This is a genomic window from Chitinophaga sp., from assembly GCF_019236475.1.
Classification (GTDB): domain Bacteria; phylum Bacteroidota; class Bacteroidia; order Chitinophagales; family Chitinophagaceae; genus Chitinophaga.
The window spans coordinates 440,671-460,941 of the sequence record NZ_JAFAIX010000009.1 but is presented as its reverse complement, the minus strand read 5'-3'; the positions used below and the strand labels follow the sequence as shown (position 1 = coordinate 460,941).

Annotated in this window: 19 protein-coding genes; 11 read left to right on the top strand and 8 right to left on the bottom strand. The window is 41.8% G+C overall.

All coding sequences use genetic code 11. From position 1 onward, the window contains the following. Positions 1–12 precede the first annotated feature (12 nt). Positions 13–1,176 carry a hypothetical protein gene (locus JO154_RS13135; protein WP_291946140.1) on the top strand — a complete coding sequence of 388 codons (1,164 nt, stop codon included), beginning with the start codon at positions 13–15 and terminating at the stop codon, positions 1,174–1,176. Between the two features lie 63 nt (positions 1,177–1,239). Here JO154_RS13135 and JO154_RS13130 read toward each other — a convergent pair whose 3' ends face one another. After that, positions 1,240–1,641 (bottom strand): DUF5856 family protein, encoded by a 402-nt coding sequence (locus JO154_RS13130; protein WP_291946139.1) that lies wholly within the window; start codon positions 1,639–1,641, stop codon positions 1,240–1,242. Between the two features lie 164 nt (positions 1,642–1,805). Between JO154_RS13130 and JO154_RS13125 the strand changes: the two genes are divergently transcribed. Beyond that, positions 1,806–2,900 carry a hypothetical protein gene (locus JO154_RS13125; RefSeq protein ID WP_291946137.1) on the top strand — a complete coding sequence of 365 codons (1,095 nt, stop codon included), beginning with the start codon at positions 1,806–1,808 and terminating at the stop codon, positions 2,898–2,900. Between the two features lie 156 nt (positions 2,901–3,056). Here JO154_RS13125 and JO154_RS13120 read toward each other — a convergent pair whose 3' ends face one another. The 4 genes from JO154_RS13120 to JO154_RS13105 all read right to left on the bottom strand — a co-directional run bounded on the left by JO154_RS13120 (position 3,057) and on the right by JO154_RS13105 (position 8,513). Next, positions 3,057–4,283: a glycoside hydrolase family 27 protein gene (locus JO154_RS13120; RefSeq protein WP_291946135.1), complete on the bottom strand. Its 1,227-nt coding sequence runs from the start codon at positions 4,281–4,283 to the stop codon at positions 3,057–3,059. A 158-nt stretch (positions 4,284–4,441) separates the two neighbouring features. Beyond that, complete coding sequence (locus tag JO154_RS13115) at positions 4,442–5,419, bottom strand: phosphatidylinositol-specific phospholipase C (protein WP_291946133.1); 978 nt, start codon at positions 5,417–5,419, stop codon at positions 4,442–4,444. Positions 5,420–5,602: 183 nt separating this feature from the next. Beyond that, a complete protein-coding gene (gene fusA, locus JO154_RS13110) occupies positions 5,603–7,636 on the bottom strand; it encodes an elongation factor G (protein WP_291946131.1) in 2,034 nt (677 codons plus the stop codon). A 490-nt stretch (positions 7,637–8,126) separates the two neighbouring features. Further along, positions 8,127–8,513 (bottom strand): DUF2750 domain-containing protein, encoded by a 387-nt coding sequence (locus JO154_RS13105; protein WP_291946129.1) that lies wholly within the window; start codon positions 8,511–8,513, stop codon positions 8,127–8,129. A 62-nt stretch (positions 8,514–8,575) separates the two neighbouring features. Between JO154_RS13105 and JO154_RS13100 the strand changes: the two genes are divergently transcribed. From JO154_RS13100 to JO154_RS13080, 5 genes are all read left to right on the top strand, one after another. Beyond that, a complete protein-coding gene (locus tag JO154_RS13100; protein WP_291946127.1) occupies positions 8,576–8,983 on the top strand; it encodes a VOC family protein in 408 nt (135 codons plus the stop codon). Between the two features lie 51 nt (positions 8,984–9,034). Continuing rightward, a complete protein-coding gene (locus JO154_RS13095; protein ID WP_291946125.1) occupies positions 9,035–9,400 on the top strand; it encodes a DUF2200 domain-containing protein in 366 nt (121 codons plus the stop codon). Positions 9,401–9,449: 49 nt separating this feature from the next. Further along, entirely contained in the window at positions 9,450–10,529 is a 1,080-nt protein-coding gene (locus JO154_RS13090; RefSeq protein ID WP_291946123.1) for an AI-2E family transporter, read from the top strand. A gap of 10 nt (positions 10,530–10,539) precedes the next feature. After that, a complete protein-coding gene (locus JO154_RS13085) occupies positions 10,540–11,019 on the top strand; it encodes a hypothetical protein (protein WP_291946121.1) in 480 nt (159 codons plus the stop codon). Positions 11,020–11,415: 396 nt separating this feature from the next. Then, complete coding sequence (locus tag JO154_RS13080; RefSeq protein ID WP_291946119.1) at positions 11,416–12,246, top strand: 2OG-Fe(II) oxygenase; 831 nt, start codon at positions 11,416–11,418, stop codon at positions 12,244–12,246. Between the two features lie 79 nt (positions 12,247–12,325). On the opposite strand, the gene JO154_RS13075 is transcribed toward JO154_RS13080, so the two are convergent. Together JO154_RS13075 and JO154_RS13070 are read right to left on the bottom strand one after the other, a co-directional pair. Beyond that, positions 12,326–13,990: a glycosyltransferase family 39 protein gene (locus tag JO154_RS13075; RefSeq protein WP_291946118.1), complete on the bottom strand. Its 1,665-nt coding sequence runs from the start codon at positions 13,988–13,990 to the stop codon at positions 12,326–12,328. 144 nt (positions 13,991–14,134) lie between these two features. Next, positions 14,135–15,433 carry an alpha/beta fold hydrolase gene (locus JO154_RS13070; RefSeq protein ID WP_291946116.1) on the bottom strand — a complete coding sequence of 433 codons (1,299 nt, stop codon included), beginning with the start codon at positions 15,431–15,433 and terminating at the stop codon, positions 14,135–14,137. A gap of 146 nt (positions 15,434–15,579) precedes the next feature. Here JO154_RS13070 and JO154_RS13065 point away from each other — a divergent pair, with 146 nt between their 5' ends. Both JO154_RS13065 and JO154_RS13060 read left to right on the top strand, forming a co-directional pair. Continuing rightward, a complete protein-coding gene (locus JO154_RS13065; RefSeq protein WP_291946113.1) occupies positions 15,580–16,254 on the top strand; it encodes a winged helix-turn-helix domain-containing protein in 675 nt (224 codons plus the stop codon). Positions 16,255–16,385: 131 nt separating this feature from the next. Then, positions 16,386–16,928 carry a hypothetical protein gene (locus tag JO154_RS13060; protein WP_291946111.1) on the top strand — a complete coding sequence of 181 codons (543 nt, stop codon included), beginning with the start codon at positions 16,386–16,388 and terminating at the stop codon, positions 16,926–16,928. A gap of 20 nt (positions 16,929–16,948) precedes the next feature. Here JO154_RS13060 and JO154_RS13055 read toward each other — a convergent pair whose 3' ends face one another. Continuing rightward, positions 16,949–17,392: a hypothetical protein gene (locus JO154_RS13055; RefSeq protein WP_291946109.1), complete on the bottom strand. Its 444-nt coding sequence runs from the start codon at positions 17,390–17,392 to the stop codon at positions 16,949–16,951. 271 nt (positions 17,393–17,663) lie between these two features. On the opposite strand from JO154_RS13055, the gene JO154_RS13050 reads away from it, so the two are divergent. Then, a complete protein-coding gene (locus JO154_RS13050) occupies positions 17,664–19,073 on the top strand; it encodes a hypothetical protein (protein ID WP_291946107.1) in 1,410 nt (469 codons plus the stop codon). A gap of 230 nt (positions 19,074–19,303) precedes the next feature. Then, positions 19,304–20,269 (top strand): glycosyltransferase family 61 protein, encoded by a 966-nt coding sequence (locus tag JO154_RS13045; protein ID WP_291946105.1) that lies wholly within the window; start codon positions 19,304–19,306, stop codon positions 20,267–20,269. The last annotated feature ends 2 nt before the right edge of the window (positions 20,270–20,271 follow it).

The window sequence follows — 20,271 nt, the reverse complement described above, 5'->3', positions numbered from 1 at the left end:
TTATTTCCATCCATGACGAATACTATTTCCATATCCACACTCATCCAGGCCAAACAGGAACTGGAGAGAGAACGAAAAAACCTCGAAAAAGAAAAAGCGGCCTGGGCAGCCGTCAGAATTACACTAGATACCGCCACCAAAGCGGATTTAGACAGCAAGGTAGTCCACATTTTTGAGAACGAAATCGTGCGGTATTTTGCCTATAAAGATAAACCAGATCTCCGCCTACTCCTCGAACGGTTGCAGCAATTGTATCAACAGGGCGCCTCCGCCAGCACACTGGATAAACCAGAACTAGACGGTTACAACCTGGCAAAACTAGTACAAGACATTCCTGCGGTTAAAAACTTGGACGATCTACCCTTCGTACTGGAGATCATTCGCCTCACTATTATCGCGGATGCGGATATCTATCATCAATTGGCATATGTTGGCAATGGTGGCAGTCACAGTTTGGAGCTAATTATCGTCTTTCTTGCTTGGGGATTAATGGATTCGGCTATCAATACACAAGCGCATTACCTAGCGTGCTATAAGATCTTTTTCTGGCTGATTGAAGGGCCGGAAGCCACTGCGACAAAGTACACCCACTTTGATCCTTATGGTCTATTTATCTATTTGCACACTAGCGGGTATGGCAATTACGCTGCTGTAGCCCCGCTTCACGATAAGGTGAACATGGCGATGGTGAGTTTGGGATTCATACCTTATAACGACTGGAGCCGCGAGCGCTGGTGGTGGGATATCGCTTCTTTTGCCAGCGGGCTGGGTCAAGAGAAAGCAAAATGGATCAACTTGTTTTTTCCATATGAACACGAATTGTTGCAGCCTTTCCTCCAATCATGGAAAAAATACCTAGATCCCGCTTCCTTAAAGATCATGATCAATAATTTTTCCGGCACGCCTTCTGGGCGCAAAACCTTCAAAACTTACTTTTCGCAAGGGCCTCACTGGCTAACGGCCATGATGATCCAAGATATCCCCGACATTATTTTTGACCTGGTGAGAAGAAATGAAATATACTTGTTGGCCCCTTTTTTAAAAACGCATAAACGTAAACTGAGCGCATTACGTAATGATAAAGGGCTGTCCATCATGCAGTATGCAACAGCTACCAGAGGTGTAAAAGAGAAGACCATACAGATTATCAGGGAGGCCAACTTGCCTACCAACTGACATATAAAGCAGACTGCCCTGAAATGCAGTATTCCAGGGCAGGCTCAGGGGTTTGAATAGCTTTTATTGCAAGCGTTTCAGTCGGAATAACAACTGCTTGATCGCTTCTTGGTAATCATCGATAATGGATTGACTAAATTGATCGTGGAAGAGGTCGCGTTTAGCATCCACTACGGTGTAGAAGCCTTCTATGTAAGGTATCATGTCTTTAGGCCGTCTGGTTTCTGGAATGCTGATTTCCATTTCCCCTTGAGCGGCAATGGTAGTTTCCACCAAGCGATCTGTGATTTTCAGCATATCATGGATAGCCTGATCTAATGATATGTGTGCAGCATAGCTTCCTTTCCCCTGTACATCCCAATGCAAAAGCTTCAGACTGCTGTTGAATGAGAACATAATTCCGAGAAATTCGCCTACAGAAACCTCTGTGGATTTCTTTGTCTCCTTTACAGTATGTGTACTCATAAAAAATATATTTACTGCGCGTGAATAATACATTTTCAAGTGAGAAACATACACCATGCCGGAATTGTTCGTTTCCTATCATATCCAGTACTGTAGCGGGCTCCAACTTGTTCCAACAAAAAATAAAAAACGTAATTATATTTGAAATTAATAAGTCAACACCTATGAAAATAATTTCCGTTTATAATAACACCATCCATAGTGATGAGGATATTGCTGCGGCATGTATTGCGAATAATACAGATCTTGTATTTCTTTTAAAGAACGGTGCGGGTGGCAGGTTTGATTACAAGAATGAGTGCTGGCTGTCTTCCTTTACATTTCCATGCCATTCGCACTATAACAATGGTAGATTTAACCCAAATGAGACTTCTAGCATATACACACTGGATGAGATAATTGTAGTGGTAAATGATTACAAAACCCACGGATTTATTCACTATCCTGGCCACTATAATGCGCTACAATTATACCGGGAGGATTATCATGCCGATATCACCACCTACCCAATTGCCTTATTCAAAGATCCGCAGGGCATACCGCATATCATTTACAGTCAGGCCTGGAATCATGTACAGATAATGAACCTGCAAACCCGTCAGATATTAACGGCTGCAAAATCGTTGATTACGGAAGGTGCAGAAGAAAATCACCTGGAATTCTACAAAACACATGAAGATAGCAATAAGCTCCCATGGCCTCGTCCGTATGATTATTTTTATGGCGGATTGTCTGTATCTCCGGATGGGAAATACTTTCTAAGTAATGGATGGGTATGGGGCTCCTTTGGATGTTACAATATCTACAATGTGGAGGAATTCATCCAAAACAACAGGATCAGGGAAATACACCTGCCAATAATGGATCATAGCGATCGTGCGATGTGTTGGGTCGATAACAATACCATTGCTGTTACCTGCCATCCTTATACCGAAGAACTGGATAAGGATGAAGACGAAAAGCAGGAATATGCAGCAGACCATTATGAAATACAATTATTTGCTGTAGCTGATAACGGTGTGCAACTTAAAAAACGTATAGCCGTTAAGGATATCAACATCGTGCCAACTGAAATGAGGTATGATCCTAAATTGGAGGCATTTATTATTTATGGCCCGGAATTAGGCATAGTGGTTATTTCTATGTCAGGCGAAGTATTATTGCATGATACCAACATCAAAATTGACAGTTATGACGTTGGTACGGGCTTAATGCTGAAAACAAACGGGAAAGAAGTGGCGGTATATCAATTGGGCTAGTGTGTACACTTAGACATCAACCTTCGATGTGGATGAATATTATGCCCCATGCGTTCCACTGGCGGGATGCGCATGGGGCAGTTAAATTATTATATTCTTTTAGTACAAGCATCGTAATGGGCATCATTTCCCAGTATTCTCCTACTTGATAACTATCTATTCTGCCTTCGTCAGGATATACACTGCGCAGTCATGCCCATCGAGGTTACTTTCCAATACCGCTGCCTTGGGATAGTTTTTTTCCTTCCACACGTCAAAAGCAGTAACTGGTTGCCATACATTCAGTTCCTTTTTCAGATTTAGTTTCACCGTGGTAGGTTTATCTGATCTATTGAAAACACAAACGGCAATAGCCCCATTTTTAAGCGGTTTTGACAATACTTGCAGGTCTCCTCTACGCAGGATAGTAGTGGCCTGTTTGCCTAATTCGTCTTGGTTGATACCGATCAGGTGTTTGTTGGTCAATAATTGCAGATTGGCGGCATCCATTTTTGTAAGGTCTAAGTTGAGCATCAAAGGGGCGTCTAGCATGCACCACAAGGCAAAATGGGTTCTGTATTCCGTGAAAGTACAGCCTTTAAATCGGCCGTTCACAGATGAGGAGGAGCCTTTACCATAGAGTCCGACCATCAACAGATCAGGATCATTCCATCCACCCGGACCTGCATAATTCGCCAGACTTTCCTGTTGATTGAATATATCCATGATACCAGTAAGGTCTTTATTCTTTGATTCCCATACATCCCGACTATCCCAGGTAGTTCTCCACAAGTGGCCGCCTGCCGCTTTGGCCCATAACCAGGGCTTACGTGGTCCCCATTCGCAGATGGCATAAACAATTGGTCGGCCACTATTCTTTAAAGCGTCTCCCATTTTATGATAGCGACTGAAAGCCGTGGCTACATCTTCTGGCGCATTACAGTAATCATATTTCAAATAATCTATTCCCCAACTGGCAAAGGTTTTAGCATCCAGTTCTTCAAAACCATAGCTCCCGGTAACGCCTCCGCAGGTGAGTGTGGCCGCGTCTGAATAAATACCAATTTTTAATCCTTTACTATGCACATAATCCGCCAAATACTTCATTCCATGCGGGAAACGCTCCGTATCAGGGAATAACTTATTTTGTCTATCGCGCCCTCCTACCCAATAATCATCAATCACCAGGTATTGATATCCAGCGGCCTTCATACCATTGGCTACCATGGCATCCGCCATGTCCATGATTACTTTTTCACTGACCTTTCCTTCAAAGAAGTTCCAACTGTTCCACCCCATCGGTGGTGTCAGTGCCAAAGAGTCCCAGGCAGTAAGTTGTTGTGCTGCGGCCGATTGACTAATAAATGCTGCGCAGGCTACCAGTGCGGTTTTAAGTAATTTCACTGTTCTTGTAATTTAAGGGACTAAATATAGAAATAGTTCCGTAGGATTTATAACCACTGGTCACTTTTGGTAGTATAAAGTAAAAGATTATAAATCGGGAGACACGTGTCTCCCGATATATAATCTCTACACTAAGCATCATAAAGGGTAAGAAAGGCTTAGAAATTGGTACTCAGGACTTTTGTAGCTCTGTCTGCCGTAACAAAATCCATAGGAATCACCCCATAACGGGCATGGGTACTCGTACCGAAGTAATTATCCAGTTTTGGATTGATGTTGTCTGACACAGAAGTAATGCTGGGAATACCAAAGATCAATGGTTTGTAGCCACTGGCAAAATTCACATAGAGTGTGCTTTGATCGCCATTTTGTGCTTCTGTAAATAGGTTGGTCAGATTGGTCCATTTCACATTGTTGTCTGGCACCTGGTACTGGTCCTGTATGCGCAAATTGGCCCCAGGGTTATTGATAGAGAACGTGGTATTATCGGCCCAACTGGTAGCTGCAATGCCTTTAGGGGTAGCAGTAGCTCCAAATCTTCTCAATAATACAATCTGTCCTCTTACTTGGCCAAGGGTTGGGATAGTTGCCCCGAGATACCATTTAGAAGGGTTTTTCTGTACATAGGTATCGAATGTAGCTTCGAAAGAACGAGTGGTATTAGAAGCGTCGTACTCTTCTTTTACACTCATGATCACCGTTTCACCGGGATTACTATTCAGAAAGCCGATCACTGCATTCAATACATCATCGAAGTTCATGTTTTGATAAATAGAACCATGATGAATAGCAAAGGCATTGTCGATGTGGCGACACCGGATATCCAGGAATCGTACGCCTGCATTCAACTGCTCTGCAATCGTCAGGTTCTGGCATTTGGCGGTACCTCCGATGGGCTCAAAACGAGCGCCGGAATCGTGTGTACCAGGAATGGAAAGGGCAGATACAGAAAGGTTGTCTGATAATTGATTCATCCAACCGTTGAGGGTTACCGCGGCCAGGTTAACATTACCTGCTATGGCAGCGGTTTTCGTTGATGTCAATGGTTGAAGAGCCACTTCGTCTTTTTGGCATCCAGCAAAAGACATCGCAACGAGGGCTAATCCCAATGGGAAAAATAAGGGAGTTCTTTTCATATAATAGGATTTATATGAATAAGTCACACGAGAAGATTCTCGTAACTACCCTTAACACAGACATAACATTCGTGGTCCATTACCCATTAAAAAACGAAGCTGTAGCAAAAACGCTTAATTTCCATCTGTGACGGAAATTAAGCGTTTTTTTCGTGGTCCCTGCCCGCTGGGAAGGGACACGTTTTACATTACCCTTGCCGGCGCTATCTGGTAACCAGAAAACGTGATGGAAGCAGCGGCCCTTCCAGAAGAAAGCGTTCTTAAGGTGGTGATGTATCCGAACAATTCTGCCAGCGGCACTTCTGCCTTAATCACCTGGGTATTTCCTTTCATTTCTATATGACGGATAACGCCTCTTCTTCTATTCAGGTCGCCGGTGATCGTGCCGGTATATTCCTCTGGCAGTGTCACTTCCACGTCCATGATGGGTTCCAGCAATTTTGGTTTCGCCTGTTGGGCAACATGTCTAAATCCAATTTGCGCCACATGTTCGAAATCCAATGCGTGGGAGTCCTTATCATGAATGCTTCCATCGAACAAGCGTACCCGCATAGACTGCATAGGATATCCTGCTAGGATGCCTGTTTGCATGGCTGCATCGAAGCCCTTCTGGACAGCAGGGATGAATTCCTTAGGAATCGCTCCACCACTGATATCATTGACGAATTCCAATCCAGGTAAGCCGTCTGTACGAGGACCTAATTCAAATTCAATCACCGCAAAGTTGCCCGAACCTCCATTTTGCTTTTTATACACCTCTTTATGAGTGACTGTGTTGGTAAACAGCTCTTTGTAAGCAATCTGTGGCTTTCCTTTGTTGACTTCCAGTTGGTAATGCGTGGCCATTTTCTCCAGCACTACTTCCAGGTGCAGTTCACCCATGCCTTTGAGGATCGTTTGTCCGGAAGCCTCATCCACGCTCACTTGTAGGGTAGGGTCTTCGTCCAGTAATCTGGCTAGGACCTCTCCTAGTTTGTTGGTATCCTTCGTTAATTTCGGTTCGATGGCATATCCGATCATCGGTTCCGGGAAACTGATTCGTTCCAACAGTAAAGGTGCTGCGCCTTCTGACAAGGTATCGCCTGTACGCACATCCTTCATACCCACCACAGCGCCAATATCGCCGGCCTCAATGCTTTCTATCGGTTCAAATTTATCCGACATGATACGCAGCAATCGACTTATTCTCATCTTTCTACCCGTACGACTATTCCATACGGTATCGCCTGTACGTAGCACACCAGTATAAACCCTGACCAGTGTTAGTTTGCCGGAGAACTCATCTGCCATGATTTTAAAAGCCAATGCTGTTAAAGGACTCTCAGTGCTTACTGCCAGCTCCTGTTCAGGTTCCATCACATGTACCACACCGATATCTTCTGGCGCAGGCAGATACGCAACCACCGCATCCAGTAAGGGTTGCACGCCTTTATTCCTATAGGCAGCAGCGGCGAGAACAGGTGTTAAAGCACGACTTAAAGTCGCTTTCCTTATGGCACGATACAAATCATCTGTGGTTATTTGTTGTGGATCTACGGTATATTTTTCCAATATCGTTTCATCCAGCAACGATAGTTCTTCCAACAAATGTTGTCTGGCTTGGAGGGCGTCTGGTAATAATTCGGTAGGAATCTCCACCACATCAAACTGTTTGCCATCATCGCTATGCCATACTAGTGCTTGCATCTTCACGAGGTCTATCACCCCTTTGAAATTATCTTCCACACCAATAGGTAATTGAACGGCTACTGCGTTTGTATGGAGAACGTCTCGTATTTCTTTCAGCACGCGCATGAAGTCGGCCCCTTGTCTGTCCATTTTATTGATCAGCACAATCCTAGGCACCCCATATTTATCGGCTTGCCGCCAAACGGTTTCAGACTGTGGCTGTACGCCCGATTTGGCACAAAATACCACGACACCACCATCGAGTATACGAAGCGATCTTTCCACTTCCGCGGTAAAATCCACGTGACCGGGTGTATCAATGATATTGATTTGTTGATTATTCCAATAAGTGGTGATAGCGGCAGAGGAGATCGTAATACCACGTTTCTCTTCTTGCGGATCGCTGTCCATCACTGTATTTCCATCATCTACGCTTCCCATTCTATGAGTAAGACCGGTATAATAAAGCATTCTTTCTGTGACAGTCGTTTTACCGGCATCCACATGGGCCATGATTCCTATATTCCTATTTTGAGATAAACGTTTCATATAATTAAATTGATAAAAAAAAGGGCCTCACGTCTGGTAACGGAGGCCCTTTGTTGTAAGCAAATGCATTCCTGTTACCGGACTATCCTGGTAATTACGATGATCAAAGTTTTGATATGCAGGCGCATCATGCTGTTATTGAAATGAATTAAATAATTGGATTTAATAATAAGGGGAAACAGCGGGAATACTCCATGCCTTGGCAAGGTCATCAAATCAAAATAAGCTTGAAGGGAATGGGAAGTAATCATCAGTCATATCTAGGGTGCAAGGCTGCCTCCCCGTCTTAAATTAAGACGATACAGGTACTTGCAATTACTGCCCTGATGACAGTTTTCGCGTTCCGCGCTGTACGATATGTGATGTTAGTATACATTGTAGTATAATTGAGAATACAAATTTATAAATAAAATATATCAAAAACAAATTTTGATAGGGAGACACGTAGTACGCGTGTTGCGATGGGCGAAGGCGGTTATTGATTTAAATCTTAGTAGTTACTTAACTCATCATCCAAATCGCGGAGGAACTCTCCAAGGGTTACCACAAAGCCAGCTTTACCTCCCACAGAGAAAACATCCAACAGGTAGTTGTTTTCAACAATTAATGGTATGTAGTCCACTTCAAATTCTTCCAGGGAAACTGCGGTTACTTCAAAGTCGGCCCAGTCTCCATTTTTAGAGAGGGCAGCATATTCCGCGGCGCTCCAGATGGGAATTACTTTATGGTCGTCCACTTCCTCCAAGGCCAGTGCTGCTTCATTCATCAAGATATACAATGCTTCCCCATCTGCTATCCATTTGATCGCGTATTGGTACCTATCAAATGGGGGAAGTGCCATCACACTATCTATTTCTTTCTGTGAAATTTTCTTCATAGTTGTAAACAGTTCATTATTTCTTATCTTTTGTTCCGATAACATCTAATCTAGCGGATTATATGAAACAAAAAATTGGACATGTAGCTTTAATAGTGAAGGATTATGATGAAGCTATTCAATTCTATACAGAGAAATTAAACTTCCAACTAATCGAAGATACAAAATTGACAGAGGATAAAAGGTGGGTTTTAGTGGCCCCTCCTGGCGCAAGCGAATGTTATCTTTTATTGGCCCAAGCGGCAAATGAAGCACAAAACGCAAGCGTAGGGAATCAATCGGGAGGCAGGGTTTTCCTCTTTTTATTTACCGATGATTTTTGGCGAGAATATAACAACATGCTGAAGAGAAATATCCATTTTGTAAGGCCGCCCAGAGAAGAAGCATATGGTTGGGTAGCCGTATTTGAGGATTTATATGGCAATTTGTGGGACTTGTTACAGCCCACAACATCGTTGCCATTGCAGTAGACTGTATAGTAGCCTCCAGAAATCCGACAGAATATTGGTAACTTACATGGTATGAATACCTCGGATACACAACATGAGCGCATTGCAAAGATGATCTTCGGATCTGTCTACCCATTATACCTTACAAAGGTGGAAAAGAAAGGCAGAACAAAAGCAGAGTTAGACCAAGTCATCCAATGGCTGACAGGCTTCGACGAGAAGCAACTGGATGTCCTCATCCAGGAAAAAGCGACCTTCGAAACGTTCTTCCAGCGAGCTACCTTACATCCTAACGCAAAGCTCATTACAGGCGTGATCTGCGGGTATCGGGTGGAGGATATTGAAAATCCATTGACGCAACAGGTGCGGTATTTGGATAAGCTGGTAGATGAGCTAGCCAAGGGTAAAAAGATGGAGAAGATATTACGAACAGTGTAATTTATGGGATCAGGAATAAGTAGTAAATTCATACTGAAAATTACCGCTTATGAATGCGCATTTTCGCAGGGGCCCCAGGAATCTAATCGAAACGGTGCTAGTACTGCTATTGTTATTAGGATTGTTGATATCGCTCTATAAGGTTTTACATATCTTTTTCGGAGTACTGACATTCGCACTGATTTTCTCCGTGTCATTCCATCCTTTGTTTGAGAAAATGGTGGATAAAATGCGAGGCAAACGCAAATTAGTAGCAGTATTATATACTATTATTCTCGTCGCTGTAATTGCCTTACCTGTTACTTATATCATTAGCGCCATTAGCGCGCACATGCGCGAGATTATAGAATGGGTGAACGATACCCGTCAAAATGAGCTTCCTCCTTTACCATCCTGGTTGATTAATATTCCTTATTTAGGTCCGGACATCAATTCTTATTGGCGGAATCTCCGGGAGAATCCCCATGCCACCATAACTGGGCATGAAAGACAAGTAGGTCTGGTAGTCAGGCAGGTAATCAGTGGTGGCATCGAAATTATTGGGGCGGCGCTTCAATTGGTTATTGGCATTATCATTTCTGCATTCTTCCTCGTAGGAGGGGAAAATGCAGTGAGGCCAGTCAAATCTACCATTCAGCACTTATTAGGGAAGAGAGATGGAGAGGATTTACTAAATGCGACTATTATGGCGGTTAAAGGGGTATCCATTGGCGTGATGGGTACCGCGTTCATTACAGCCATTGTATCATGGATCGGGTTTGTTATTGGTGGGGTTCCATTTGCATTGGGATTATCCTCCTTGGTATTCCTCGTAGTACTCATACAGATAGGTCCGCTTTTGATTTGGATCCCAGTAATAATTTGGATGGCCACGCAAGGACATCCAGGTATGACCTTATTTTTGGTCATCTATGGAGCCGGCTTACAAATAGGAGAAGCTATTCTAAAACCTTTATTGATCGCGAAAAGTGGTAAATTGCCATTTTTAGTATTATTTCTGGGCGTAGTAGGAGGCCTAGCCGCATGGGGATTTACAGGAATTTTCAAAGGCGCCATCATCATGGCTGTATCCTATACGATATTCAATTCCTGGTTGGCAGGTAAGAGAGAACCGCAGCATGGGCAATAATTAAGAATTTATGAAGACCGCATCTATCAGCGACATTAAAAAAGAATTACAACACATACCACCAGCCAATTTGATGGCTTTATGTTTGCGGTTAGCGAAATTTAAGGCAGATAATAAAGAACTGCTTACCTATCTCCTATTTGAAGCGGATGATTTACCTGCCTATGTAAACGCCATTAAAGCAGAAATTGACGAGGCATTCCTGGAGATAGCACATGACAAATCCTACCTCGCCAAGAAAAAATTGAGAAAAACCATACGTATAACCAACAAGTATATACGCTATGTAGGTAGTAAAGAAACAGAAGCAGAGCTCCTCTTATACATATGCCAGCATATGAAAGCATCCGGCATCGCCAACAGTAGGAATACGCAGATAGTAAATATCTATATGCAGCTACTAAAAAAATCGGTTAAGGCGATAGATACCTTGCATGACGATCTGCAATATGAATATATTAGGATGGTTAATCAACTCAATATAGATTAAGTATTCGGCTTCCTAATTTCCCTGTGAACGAAGGCCCATTTCTCTCTTGATTAAGAATCCTAAATTAATATAGGACAATGCAAAACAGTTTAATATTATTATTAATATTAAATATAGACAACAGCCTATCTATAGGCCTATAGTCGCATGAGGATAAGAAGTTAATCACCTGTTAAGCCGACTTTCGTCTACCTAAAGCAATAATATAAATCGATAAATTTAATCTTGCTTCAAAACCTTGGAAGAGCTATTAAGAATTATCGATATCATATTCGGGTAAATTCTCAGGTTTGGGGTGTTGGAACAATTATTATTTGCATTATATTTATACGTCTTTTGAAAGCCAAGCTCCTAAAAACTCAAAGGGAGCAAACCATCATGGAAACCTCGGAAAATATGCAATTATTTAATTACGATCATTGGAACAATCAACTCCCTGCGCTAAGCAGCGAATACAAGGGAGCCAGTCCTTACCCGCATATAGTATTAGAGAACTTCCTGAACCCCGAGGTATTGAATGAGTGTGTCCGGGAGTTTGATCAATTAAATGAAGGAGACGGCTGGATCAATTATGTTCATTACAACGAAAACAAGGCAGGGTTAAATAACCTTGATCGATTGCCGGCTTCCATAAAACGGACAGTTAATGAACTGAATTCTCCAGCGTTCCTGGAATTCCTCAGTACACTGACTGGCATTAAGGGCCTGATGAAAGACGATCACCTCGAAGGAGGCGGCATTCATCAGTCTAAGCGAGGCGGCTATCTGAATATCCACGCCGATTTCACCGTACATCCGCATCATCGCCACTGGCAACGACGTGTAAACGTGCTCGTTTACCTCAACCACGACTGGGAAGAAGAATGGGGAGGCAAACTCGAACTATGGGATACCCAAATGCAGGCTTGCGAAAAGAAAGTGCTACCCATTTTTAATCGCTGCGTGATATTTAATACAGATGCGGATTCCTACCATGGTCACCCAGAACCCACTACCTGCCCCGAAGACCGACACAGAAGATCTATTGCTTTATATTATTACACAGAAGAAAACCAGCCTTTTCGCAGAGCCACGCATTATATGGTACGCCCCGGAGAAGACAAGAAAAAATTCATGGTAAAACTGGATAATACCATGGTGGCGGTTTATACAGAAATAAAGGGGATGTTAGGATCAAACGATAAAATCATTAGTAAAGTGCTTCGGTTCTTTTCTCGTAAAAAGTAAAAACTTACTAGAAATACTAAAAGCAAAGGCGTTGAATTAATTTCCAACGCCTTTGCTTTTAGTATTTTTTATGTCTCTGTTATTTAGACAACACTTCCCGCTTCAAAAACACAAATCCATTTTTGCGATACAACTCTTTCAACAAAGTAAACTGTTTGTAGTTATCCACGCGGTCTACTTTTGTCACGAAATAAGCAGGTTTGTCAATGGCGCCTGTCAGCAGCCAGTTTTCATCATATGAACTTTGATTCACTGGCTTGTTCTTATGCGTATAAAAGAAAGGTCCGTAGCTCCAATAACCTAATGTCGTAACATAACAATCCTCTCCTTGCCTTTGCTCAAAAAACTCAATAGCAGCGGCCTGTGAGTACTTTTCTACCTTGGGAACAATAATAGCTGCCGCCAGGAAAATAACAAGTCCCGTTCCGATAAAATAAGTGGCTGCCGCATTGAGGAAAGCATGTTTCTTTAACTGTCGTAGTCCCACTATAATAGTGACCACCATTAAGATACCCACTATACCTTCCCAACCGCTCCAGTTCACATCAGCCGCCATATTCGCCTGCGCAAAGGTATCGTGAACATAAGGGATGAGTTGCTTAATGTTCAAGGCGATTAATGCAACGCCCAGCAATGCTACAGCAATAATCCCTCCTAGCACCGTCGTGGATACACCCACATACTTCTTATATTCCATTTCCTTCCTATCCCATTTATAAAATGAATACGCAGCCAGGAAAGAAATCGGGAACCAAGCCAGAGAAGAATAATGAATGATACGTGATTGTACAATCGTGAATAAAATGGTCACAACCCAAAACAAGAGCAGCATCCACATTTTAAAATCTTTATCATATCGACTACTGTAGCGGGCTTTAAAGAAAGCAGGAATAGCAAAAAGAGAAGCTGGAAAACATCCTACGAGTAGCACAATGAAATGATACCCGAAAAAGCCTGCCTGTCCTGCATCGTGGGTGGTGAAGAGGCGATACTGGTACTTTAAAAACTCTGTAATGAACCAGGGGCCATTCTTTGCCGTTTCATATCCATACCACGTGACTGTTACTAAAGTAGTGACGATCAAAAACAACAATGCATGCCACCAGTTAAAGAAGATTTTGAACTTGTTATAAACAAAATAGCACCCTAATACCAACAGGAAAACCATCAAGGCTACTTGCCCTTTGGTGAGAATAGCAAGTCCCATAAATATGCCAGACCAAACTGCATAGTACACTGGCTTTTTCTCAATCCCTTCCTTATCAAATCCATTCCGCTTCCAGTTGTACAAAATGAAAAAGTACAAGGCTAGGAAGGTAAACAGGTTAAACCATGGGTCAATGATACCGGATTTAAAATACATATTAGGAAACAGAGAGCCGCCGAAAGCGAGTGCCCATAAGAGTCCGAATTTCTTATCGTATAATCTTGTCCCAATGAGGTATAGCACCACCAACGTAACGATCCCACAGAGCGCATTAGGGAAACGCGCCGCGAATTCATTGATGCCAAATATCTTCATGGATATACTTTGCATCCAGAAGAACATGGGTGGTTTCTCCCAAAAAGGCTTGAAATTGACATAAATCCTGGTATAATCGTCCAATTTCAACATTTCCCTAGAACACTCTGCAAAATTGATTTCATCCCAATCAAAGAGATGAACCCGACCCAAGAAAGGAATGAAGAAAAGCGCTGCAATCACTGCCAATAATAGGATATTCGATAGTTTGGTTGTACGCATATGTCCCGTATGTAATTGGATGTAATAAACAAATATATGTTATATAATGGCATTTACAAATTATGGATTCCTTACAAATAGTTCTCCTCTTTGAAAGCGGAATAAATCCCTAATTCTACAGCAGCCTCTTCCTACCACTGGCCTTTAATAGGTCCGTCCATGGTACATTTGACTATCCTTTGGGGCCTCTCTACGCTCGAACATACCGTAGTCTCTCACTACATGGGCTATACGTAAATGGTAGTCTTTGAATATACTATTTCTCCCCTTTTGCTGTGCATCCCGGTGAAGCTCCAAGTTACGCCAGGTGAATATAGATTGCTCGTCCTTCCAAAAAGAGAGCGATAATATTTTTTCTGGGTGAGACAGACTTTGAAACCGTTCAATAGAAACAAAACCAGCTACATTTTCTAATGTCGACTTCAATTGCGCAGCGATATCGAGATAGTCCTGTAACCGGCCTTCATGGGGTATTACCTCGAAAATGACCGCGATATTGGAACTGCGCTCCTCCTGTACTGGGGTATCAATGAATTTCAATGTCTCCGCATATAATTGATGCCGACTTTTCTCCAGGTGCATGACATGGGTACCACGGGGCACCACTACATATTTTTTGATTGTTTCATCAGGTAATGATGCCATCAATTGAAGGGCATCGTTGTTATTGGGATAGTCATCCCATTCTCCCCTAATGACCAGGGTTGGTACTAGTATTTTAGCTGGATTATAATAGCTTTTACCTTGACTAAGATCTGCAATATCTTGTGAAGGCCCCGCAGGGAAATGAACAGCGCCGCTATCTGTTTTTTTGGTGGTAATATCTGACTGTAGCCAATCTGCTTTCCATTGCGTGAACAATTCCGGTTCCAGTTGATGCATCTCACCTTCAGGCGTTAGATCTACCATGGCTTGTACCCTTTGATCGGGGGTTAAGCTTTCATAGGAGCGTTCAATAGTAATGGGGTTATCTACTGCATCAGCGCTGACAGTAATAGGCGCAAACAATACCAATTTTGCTAATTTATTAGGAAAGTTTTCTGCATACAGCGCCGCCACAGACGCTCCCCATGAATGACCTATCAGGATCAACTGCCGATGTCCGGTCTGTTGTAGGATGTAATCAATCGCTTTGTCTACGTCCAAGTATGCACTCATGGCCCTTCCGATAGGTAAACCCTGCTCGTGGCTCATCTCCGGGTATCGATCGGCATCTCCATAACCTAAGAAATCCAATGCATAACTTTCCATATTATGATCTGATAAATAATCCATCCAAGAGCTTCCATTCATCTGGAAATCAAAAGACAAGGCTGCAGGGAAAGTGGCGCCATGAAGCAATAAAACAGGCATATTCCCTACGCTGGTTTTGGGTGGCATATGCAACAAGGCGATCTTTAAATCCTTTAAATGGCTTTCAATTCTAATGGAATTAGTATTCATAATTGTTTGTATTTTAATTGATAGGATTTTAAAACAGGTGTAATGGTGTTCAAGTGTAATCGTTGAGCCAAAACTATCGTTTATAAAATCCGGACAGTTCATGATAGATTGAATCGTCCCCCAAATCATTGGTATATATTTGAACAATGGAAATGGAACAACTGGAACGAATAGCTTCTTTAATAGGAGATGCTTCAAGAATGAAGATGCTATGGTCTTTATTGGATGGTAGAGCGTATACTGCCACCGAATTATCCATTGTGGCAGATGCTTCCAGACAGAGCACCAGTATGCACCTGAGTAAATTAGTAGACGCAGGGTTGCTGAAAGTGAACAGTCAAGGTCGACATAAATATTATAGTTTCGCCAGACAGGAAATCGCCTACGCCATTGAAGCGATGTCTGTATTAATGCCGCCACCAACCCAAGTATCCCCTGTTAAACCACAACCAATAAAATATTGCCGCACCTGTTACGATCATATGGCAGGCTCGATCGGCGTTAAACTATTAGATCGACTCGTTGAACGCCATTACCTTATCCTAGAAGATGACACCCCTGCTATAACTGAAACCGGAAAAAAATTCTTCCACGATTTGGGTATCGACACCATGGAGCTGTTATCGCTAAAGCGACCCTTTGCAAGAGCATGCCTAGACTGGAGTGAACGACGCTTTCATTTGGCCGGTTCCTTAGGGAATGTACTGTTAAAGAAGTTGCTGGAAGAGGATTGGGTACGAAGAGTCGCTAACTCCAGGGCTTTAGTGATTACCGCGAAAGGGAAACAGTGTTTTTTGGAGGTACTGGGACTCGCCGTGTGAGTGATAAAAATTGAAATGGGGCAGTATTAATAAAGTTTTGTATCTTACTATAGTTAACACCCAACAGACCGGGCAATATAAACTCCATCACACAGCTAATCACTCTACATTGGCTGCACCTTTCAATAACAATGGATAAGAATCAAGTTATATTCATACTCACAGTTTGGGGAGCAGCACTTTCTACTGTGCTGGGAGTAATTACATTTATAACATTTAGAAAAGGTAGTCGCGTAAAATTAGGCATCATTGGCACTGTAGACGAGCCATTTGACCACCTTCGGATTAGCGTTTGTAACTTAGGCACTAGGCCAGGAACGGTTACTGGCTATTCCATTGGAGTTGGCGTAAGTAAAAATACCCAAGTGCAAATTTTGAAACGGCAACTAAACACAGAAAAGAAATTGGCTGAAAGCGATATCTGGACAACCACCATTGACTCTCCTACTATTTTGTCGGCAAAAAGTGAATTGAATATCAAACAGATTTATTTCCAAAGAATTTGGATAAATATTTTCCTTTCGTCCGGCAAAATCTTATCCAATGTAGCATTTATCAATCCTAAAATTATTAATACGGATCATTATGATAGGGCAGAACAATTTATTGCTACAGATATTTTTTTAGGATTTAGTCAGATGGAAAGCCTGGTTTATCCGATAGGGAATAAGTAGGCCTGGTTTATAAATACTCCTTACTTCAGACGACTGTGTTCTCTCACAAATTTAATATTGGTAGGCGAGTGATTATATCGAATATCTGCACTCCCCAACAACTTATCATTATCATAAAACCAGATTTTTTTCTTATCGGCATCCAGCACAACTTTAACACCTATGGTCGCATGATAGGGCATTTCCCTATAAAATTCTGCATTGCTATCCTTTATACTATAAGGGGCAATGGCCACCTCGCTGGTATCAAAATAATGGGGCGTATTGCTACTATCCAGCTTTATTCCGAAGATGGAAAAATTATGATTATGAGACGTCTCAATATAAGTAATGGTGCCAGTGAATTGAACATGGGTCATCAATTTCTCATCGTATTTAGGTGCATCCGGCGATTTCGATGAAAACCAAGAGAAGATCGCCAAAACAGCTATTGCCACTGTCAATTTTAATATTAGCTTATACATAGAAATAGGTATTGAGAAAATTCAGGAGTCCATTTTTCACCCCCACTGTCATCATATCTCCAAAATAGGGTGAAAAAACGGGTATCAAATAAATATTTATATCGTAATCTTATGCAAATAAAATACCCCAACCCCAATTTATTCTAGTTGCAGTTACAACTGAAAGGAGCAAATGAATTTTACAGACAGCACTAATTGAGCTAGCACAAGTTTATCCAAAACACACTGGAATGCATTCTAATAACCTTAAAATTTAACCAATAATATTGTTATGCGCATTTTATTCCCTTACCTAATGTTGGTACTGCTACTGCCGTTAATTAGTACTGCTCAAACGATTCAAATTAAAAATGGCCTTTCAAATCTACAAAGCTCCAGCGAGAACGAGTATGAAGTTTCCATTACGATCCTGACGCAAGGGAAATTGCAGGATACAACAAGCTCCGTAATCCTGAAAGCCATTCCACAACTACCAGGCATAATTAAACTTCTGCCAAGCAAAGATGTACAACTAACACCAGATAGTCAGGCTGTAAAAATCAACTTGACCCCCTCAGACTTCCCAGGCAACAATGATCTTCAACCGAAGAGTATAAGAAAAACTGTCACATTCAAGAGCTATCCAGCAGACGATACCCAAGATGTATTGCCTATAAAGTTCATCCTTCAAAATAGTACAGGAAACATAAAAATAAATAATATAGATAATGAACCATTTATTGTTGTCGCAGAAAAGATAAAGGATTCCCAAAGTAGAGCGAATGGAGAAAGAGTGGATATCTATTATCTCAACGCTTATAACTTCGGATTCGGACAATCATTGAAATCAAATTACCTAGGCCGGTTCAATGTCTTTGTCAAATCAATTGAAGATTCTAATTGGGGACTAAACCTAGGCTTTACCACAATAAATTATAATATAGGCGACAGTGATTCAACTTCCTCTTATTTCAAACAATTAGTTTCCCCAGACCCACTGCTAGACAAAATTCCAGCAGGAACAAAGTATGCCTCGCAACTAAGTAAATTTGTAACCAAAAGACAAAACTCCTCACAGAGCCTATTCATACAACCCATGTATCGCATCTTAAAAGTGGGTACCAAATTTAACTTTTATGCTCACGCGCATCTTGAATTGCTGATAAATAAAACTTCCCTAACCACCACCGTTAACGTATTAAACGTTGACTCCATCGTAGCACCAGGTAATCTCAATGTTGATTCTGCCTTTTTCCGTTTTCAACCCTCCAACTATTCACGTAGTTATACATTTCTCAACGGGTATTTCGGAGGAGGTATAACACTGGATTACAGCCCACTCAATAACCTTAAAATATTCTCCCAGTTTACATTCGGAGGAACCACCAACTATCCCAATACTTTCTCCATTAATGACCAGAATAGTGTAACATTAATGCCCCCTTCTGTATTAAATATCTACCCTCCAACAAGCGGTAGATTAGGTCCCGGACAAAGTGAACCTACACGCGATACAAAACCTAACACGAAATCTTCCTGGTTTTACTATATTCATGGATTTGTATCCTATAATGTGACTAGCGCAATACAGGGACTTATAGGAGCAGAAATTCGAGGCCTTTTGCCCAACTACTCTCCATACTACGCAGTATACGCAGGAGTAAATGTAGACCTGAAATCACTTTTCACTTCCTTGAAATGAGTATCTTCTATCCAATCAGACATCCCATCCAGGATAAATAAAGCAACACTAAGAAAACTCCTCCAGGAATAATACTGAAGGAGTTTTCTTATTAAATCTGTTAACTATTACATTTGTAGTCTGTACTTCGAAGGCTATATTAGCCAACTTAGAAAACAATCTGTAACATTATAACAGCCTATATCGTTTTAATATCATCCCCAAGCATCTCTATTTAAATTGCATACCCCATGATGGTTTCAAGGTCTTCACCAAAAAATCTCCAAGAACAGGATATTCATTTATTCCAAGCCGCCCTCACCTACGAAGTCCAACCACCGCATACATACACCTTTCACAATATCAACATTCTGAAAGATCATATCTTTCACCCGTCAAAATTCACTTTTCTCTCTGTTCATTCTCATATCCGTTCTTTTTCTAAAACTGGGCAATGGAAAAAACTCCTATGGTTCCTCAAACCTTATCAGGTACTAGCACAAGGCATCTGGATTACAGATGAATGGAGTGGGGAATATTTTCACTGGCTGACAGACGCATTGACGAGATGGACGGCTGTGGAAGGAAAGACACGTGTCTCCCTAATCATCCTTCCGGAAAGATATCAGCAAATACCCTATGTACAGGCGTCTCTACAACTTTTAAATATCAAAGCATACTTCTACAATACTCGCAAACGTTTGCTGGTAAAAGAACTCATCTTACCCGCACATACTGCTGCTACCGGAAATTATAATGAACAAATCATTCAACAACTACGGGAAAAATTCATTGGGAAAATACATACTACTCCTCATCGAAAGTTATATGTAAGCCGGAAAAAGGCCGCCAGACGCACGATACAAAACGAAATAGAAGTGATCGCGTTATTGGAGGAACAGGGTTATGAAATACATTGCTTTGAGGACTATCATTTTGCAGAACAGGTGGCACTCATGCAACAAGCCAAGGTATTAATCGGACTACATGGTGCAGGCCTTACCAACATGCTTTTCATGCCAGCAGGTGGGCAAATCCTGGAGCTCCGCAATGAAGGCGATTCACACAACAATTGCTTTTTTTCACTGGCATCTGCACTCCAACATCAATACTATTATCTTACGAATACAGGCAATACCGCGGATACATTCAACGTGGAAATAATCGTCAATATTAAACGTTTAGCGGAAACGATTGCATTAATGGAAAGTAGGTAATA

Bases quoted from the DNA above. Each gene is read 5' to 3' on its own strand.
- JO154_RS13055 (WP_291946109.1), bottom strand. From the start codon at position 17,392: ATGTATAAGCTAATATTAAAATTGACAGTGGCAATAGCTGTTTTGGCG.
- JO154_RS13075 (WP_291946118.1), bottom strand. From the start codon at position 13,990: ATGCGTACAACCAAACTATCGAATATCCTATTATTGGCAGTGATTGCA.
- JO154_RS13100 (WP_291946127.1), top strand. From the start codon at position 8,576: ATGAAACAAAAAATTGGACATGTAGCTTTAATAGTGAAGGATTATGAT.
- JO154_RS13095 (WP_291946125.1), top strand. From the start codon at position 9,035: ATGAATACCTCGGATACACAACATGAGCGCATTGCAAAGATGATCTTC.
- JO154_RS13070 (WP_291946116.1), bottom strand. From the start codon at position 15,433: ATGAATACTAATTCCATTAGAATTGAAAGCCATTTAAAGGATTTAAAG.
- fusA (WP_291946131.1), bottom strand. From the start codon at position 7,636: ATGAAACGTTTATCTCAAAATAGGAATATAGGAATCATGGCCCATGTG.
- JO154_RS13105 (WP_291946129.1), bottom strand. From the start codon at position 8,513: ATGAAGAAAATTTCACAGAAAGAAATAGATAGTGTGATGGCACTTCCC.
- JO154_RS13085 (WP_291946121.1), top strand. From the start codon at position 10,540: ATGAAGACCGCATCTATCAGCGACATTAAAAAAGAATTACAACACATA.
- JO154_RS13130 (WP_291946139.1), bottom strand. From the start codon at position 1,641: ATGAGTACACATACTGTAAAGGAGACAAAGAAATCCACAGAGGTTTCT.
- JO154_RS13135 (WP_291946140.1), top strand. From the start codon at position 13: ATGACGAATACTATTTCCATATCCACACTCATCCAGGCCAAACAGGAA.
- JO154_RS13115 (WP_291946133.1), bottom strand. From the start codon at position 5,419: ATGAAAAGAACTCCCTTATTTTTCCCATTGGGATTAGCCCTCGTTGCG.
- JO154_RS13050 (WP_291946107.1), top strand. From the start codon at position 17,664: ATGCGCATTTTATTCCCTTACCTAATGTTGGTACTGCTACTGCCGTTA.
- JO154_RS13125 (WP_291946137.1), top strand. From the start codon at position 1,806: ATGAAAATAATTTCCGTTTATAATAACACCATCCATAGTGATGAGGAT.
- JO154_RS13065 (WP_291946113.1), top strand. From the start codon at position 15,580: ATGGAAATGGAACAACTGGAACGAATAGCTTCTTTAATAGGAGATGCT.
- JO154_RS13045 (WP_291946105.1), top strand. From the start codon at position 19,304: ATGATGGTTTCAAGGTCTTCACCAAAAAATCTCCAAGAACAGGATATT.
- JO154_RS13080 (WP_291946119.1), top strand. From the start codon at position 11,416: ATGCAATTATTTAATTACGATCATTGGAACAATCAACTCCCTGCGCTA.
- JO154_RS13060 (WP_291946111.1), top strand. From the start codon at position 16,386: ATGGATAAGAATCAAGTTATATTCATACTCACAGTTTGGGGAGCAGCA.
- JO154_RS13090 (WP_291946123.1), top strand. From the start codon at position 9,450: ATGAATGCGCATTTTCGCAGGGGCCCCAGGAATCTAATCGAAACGGTG.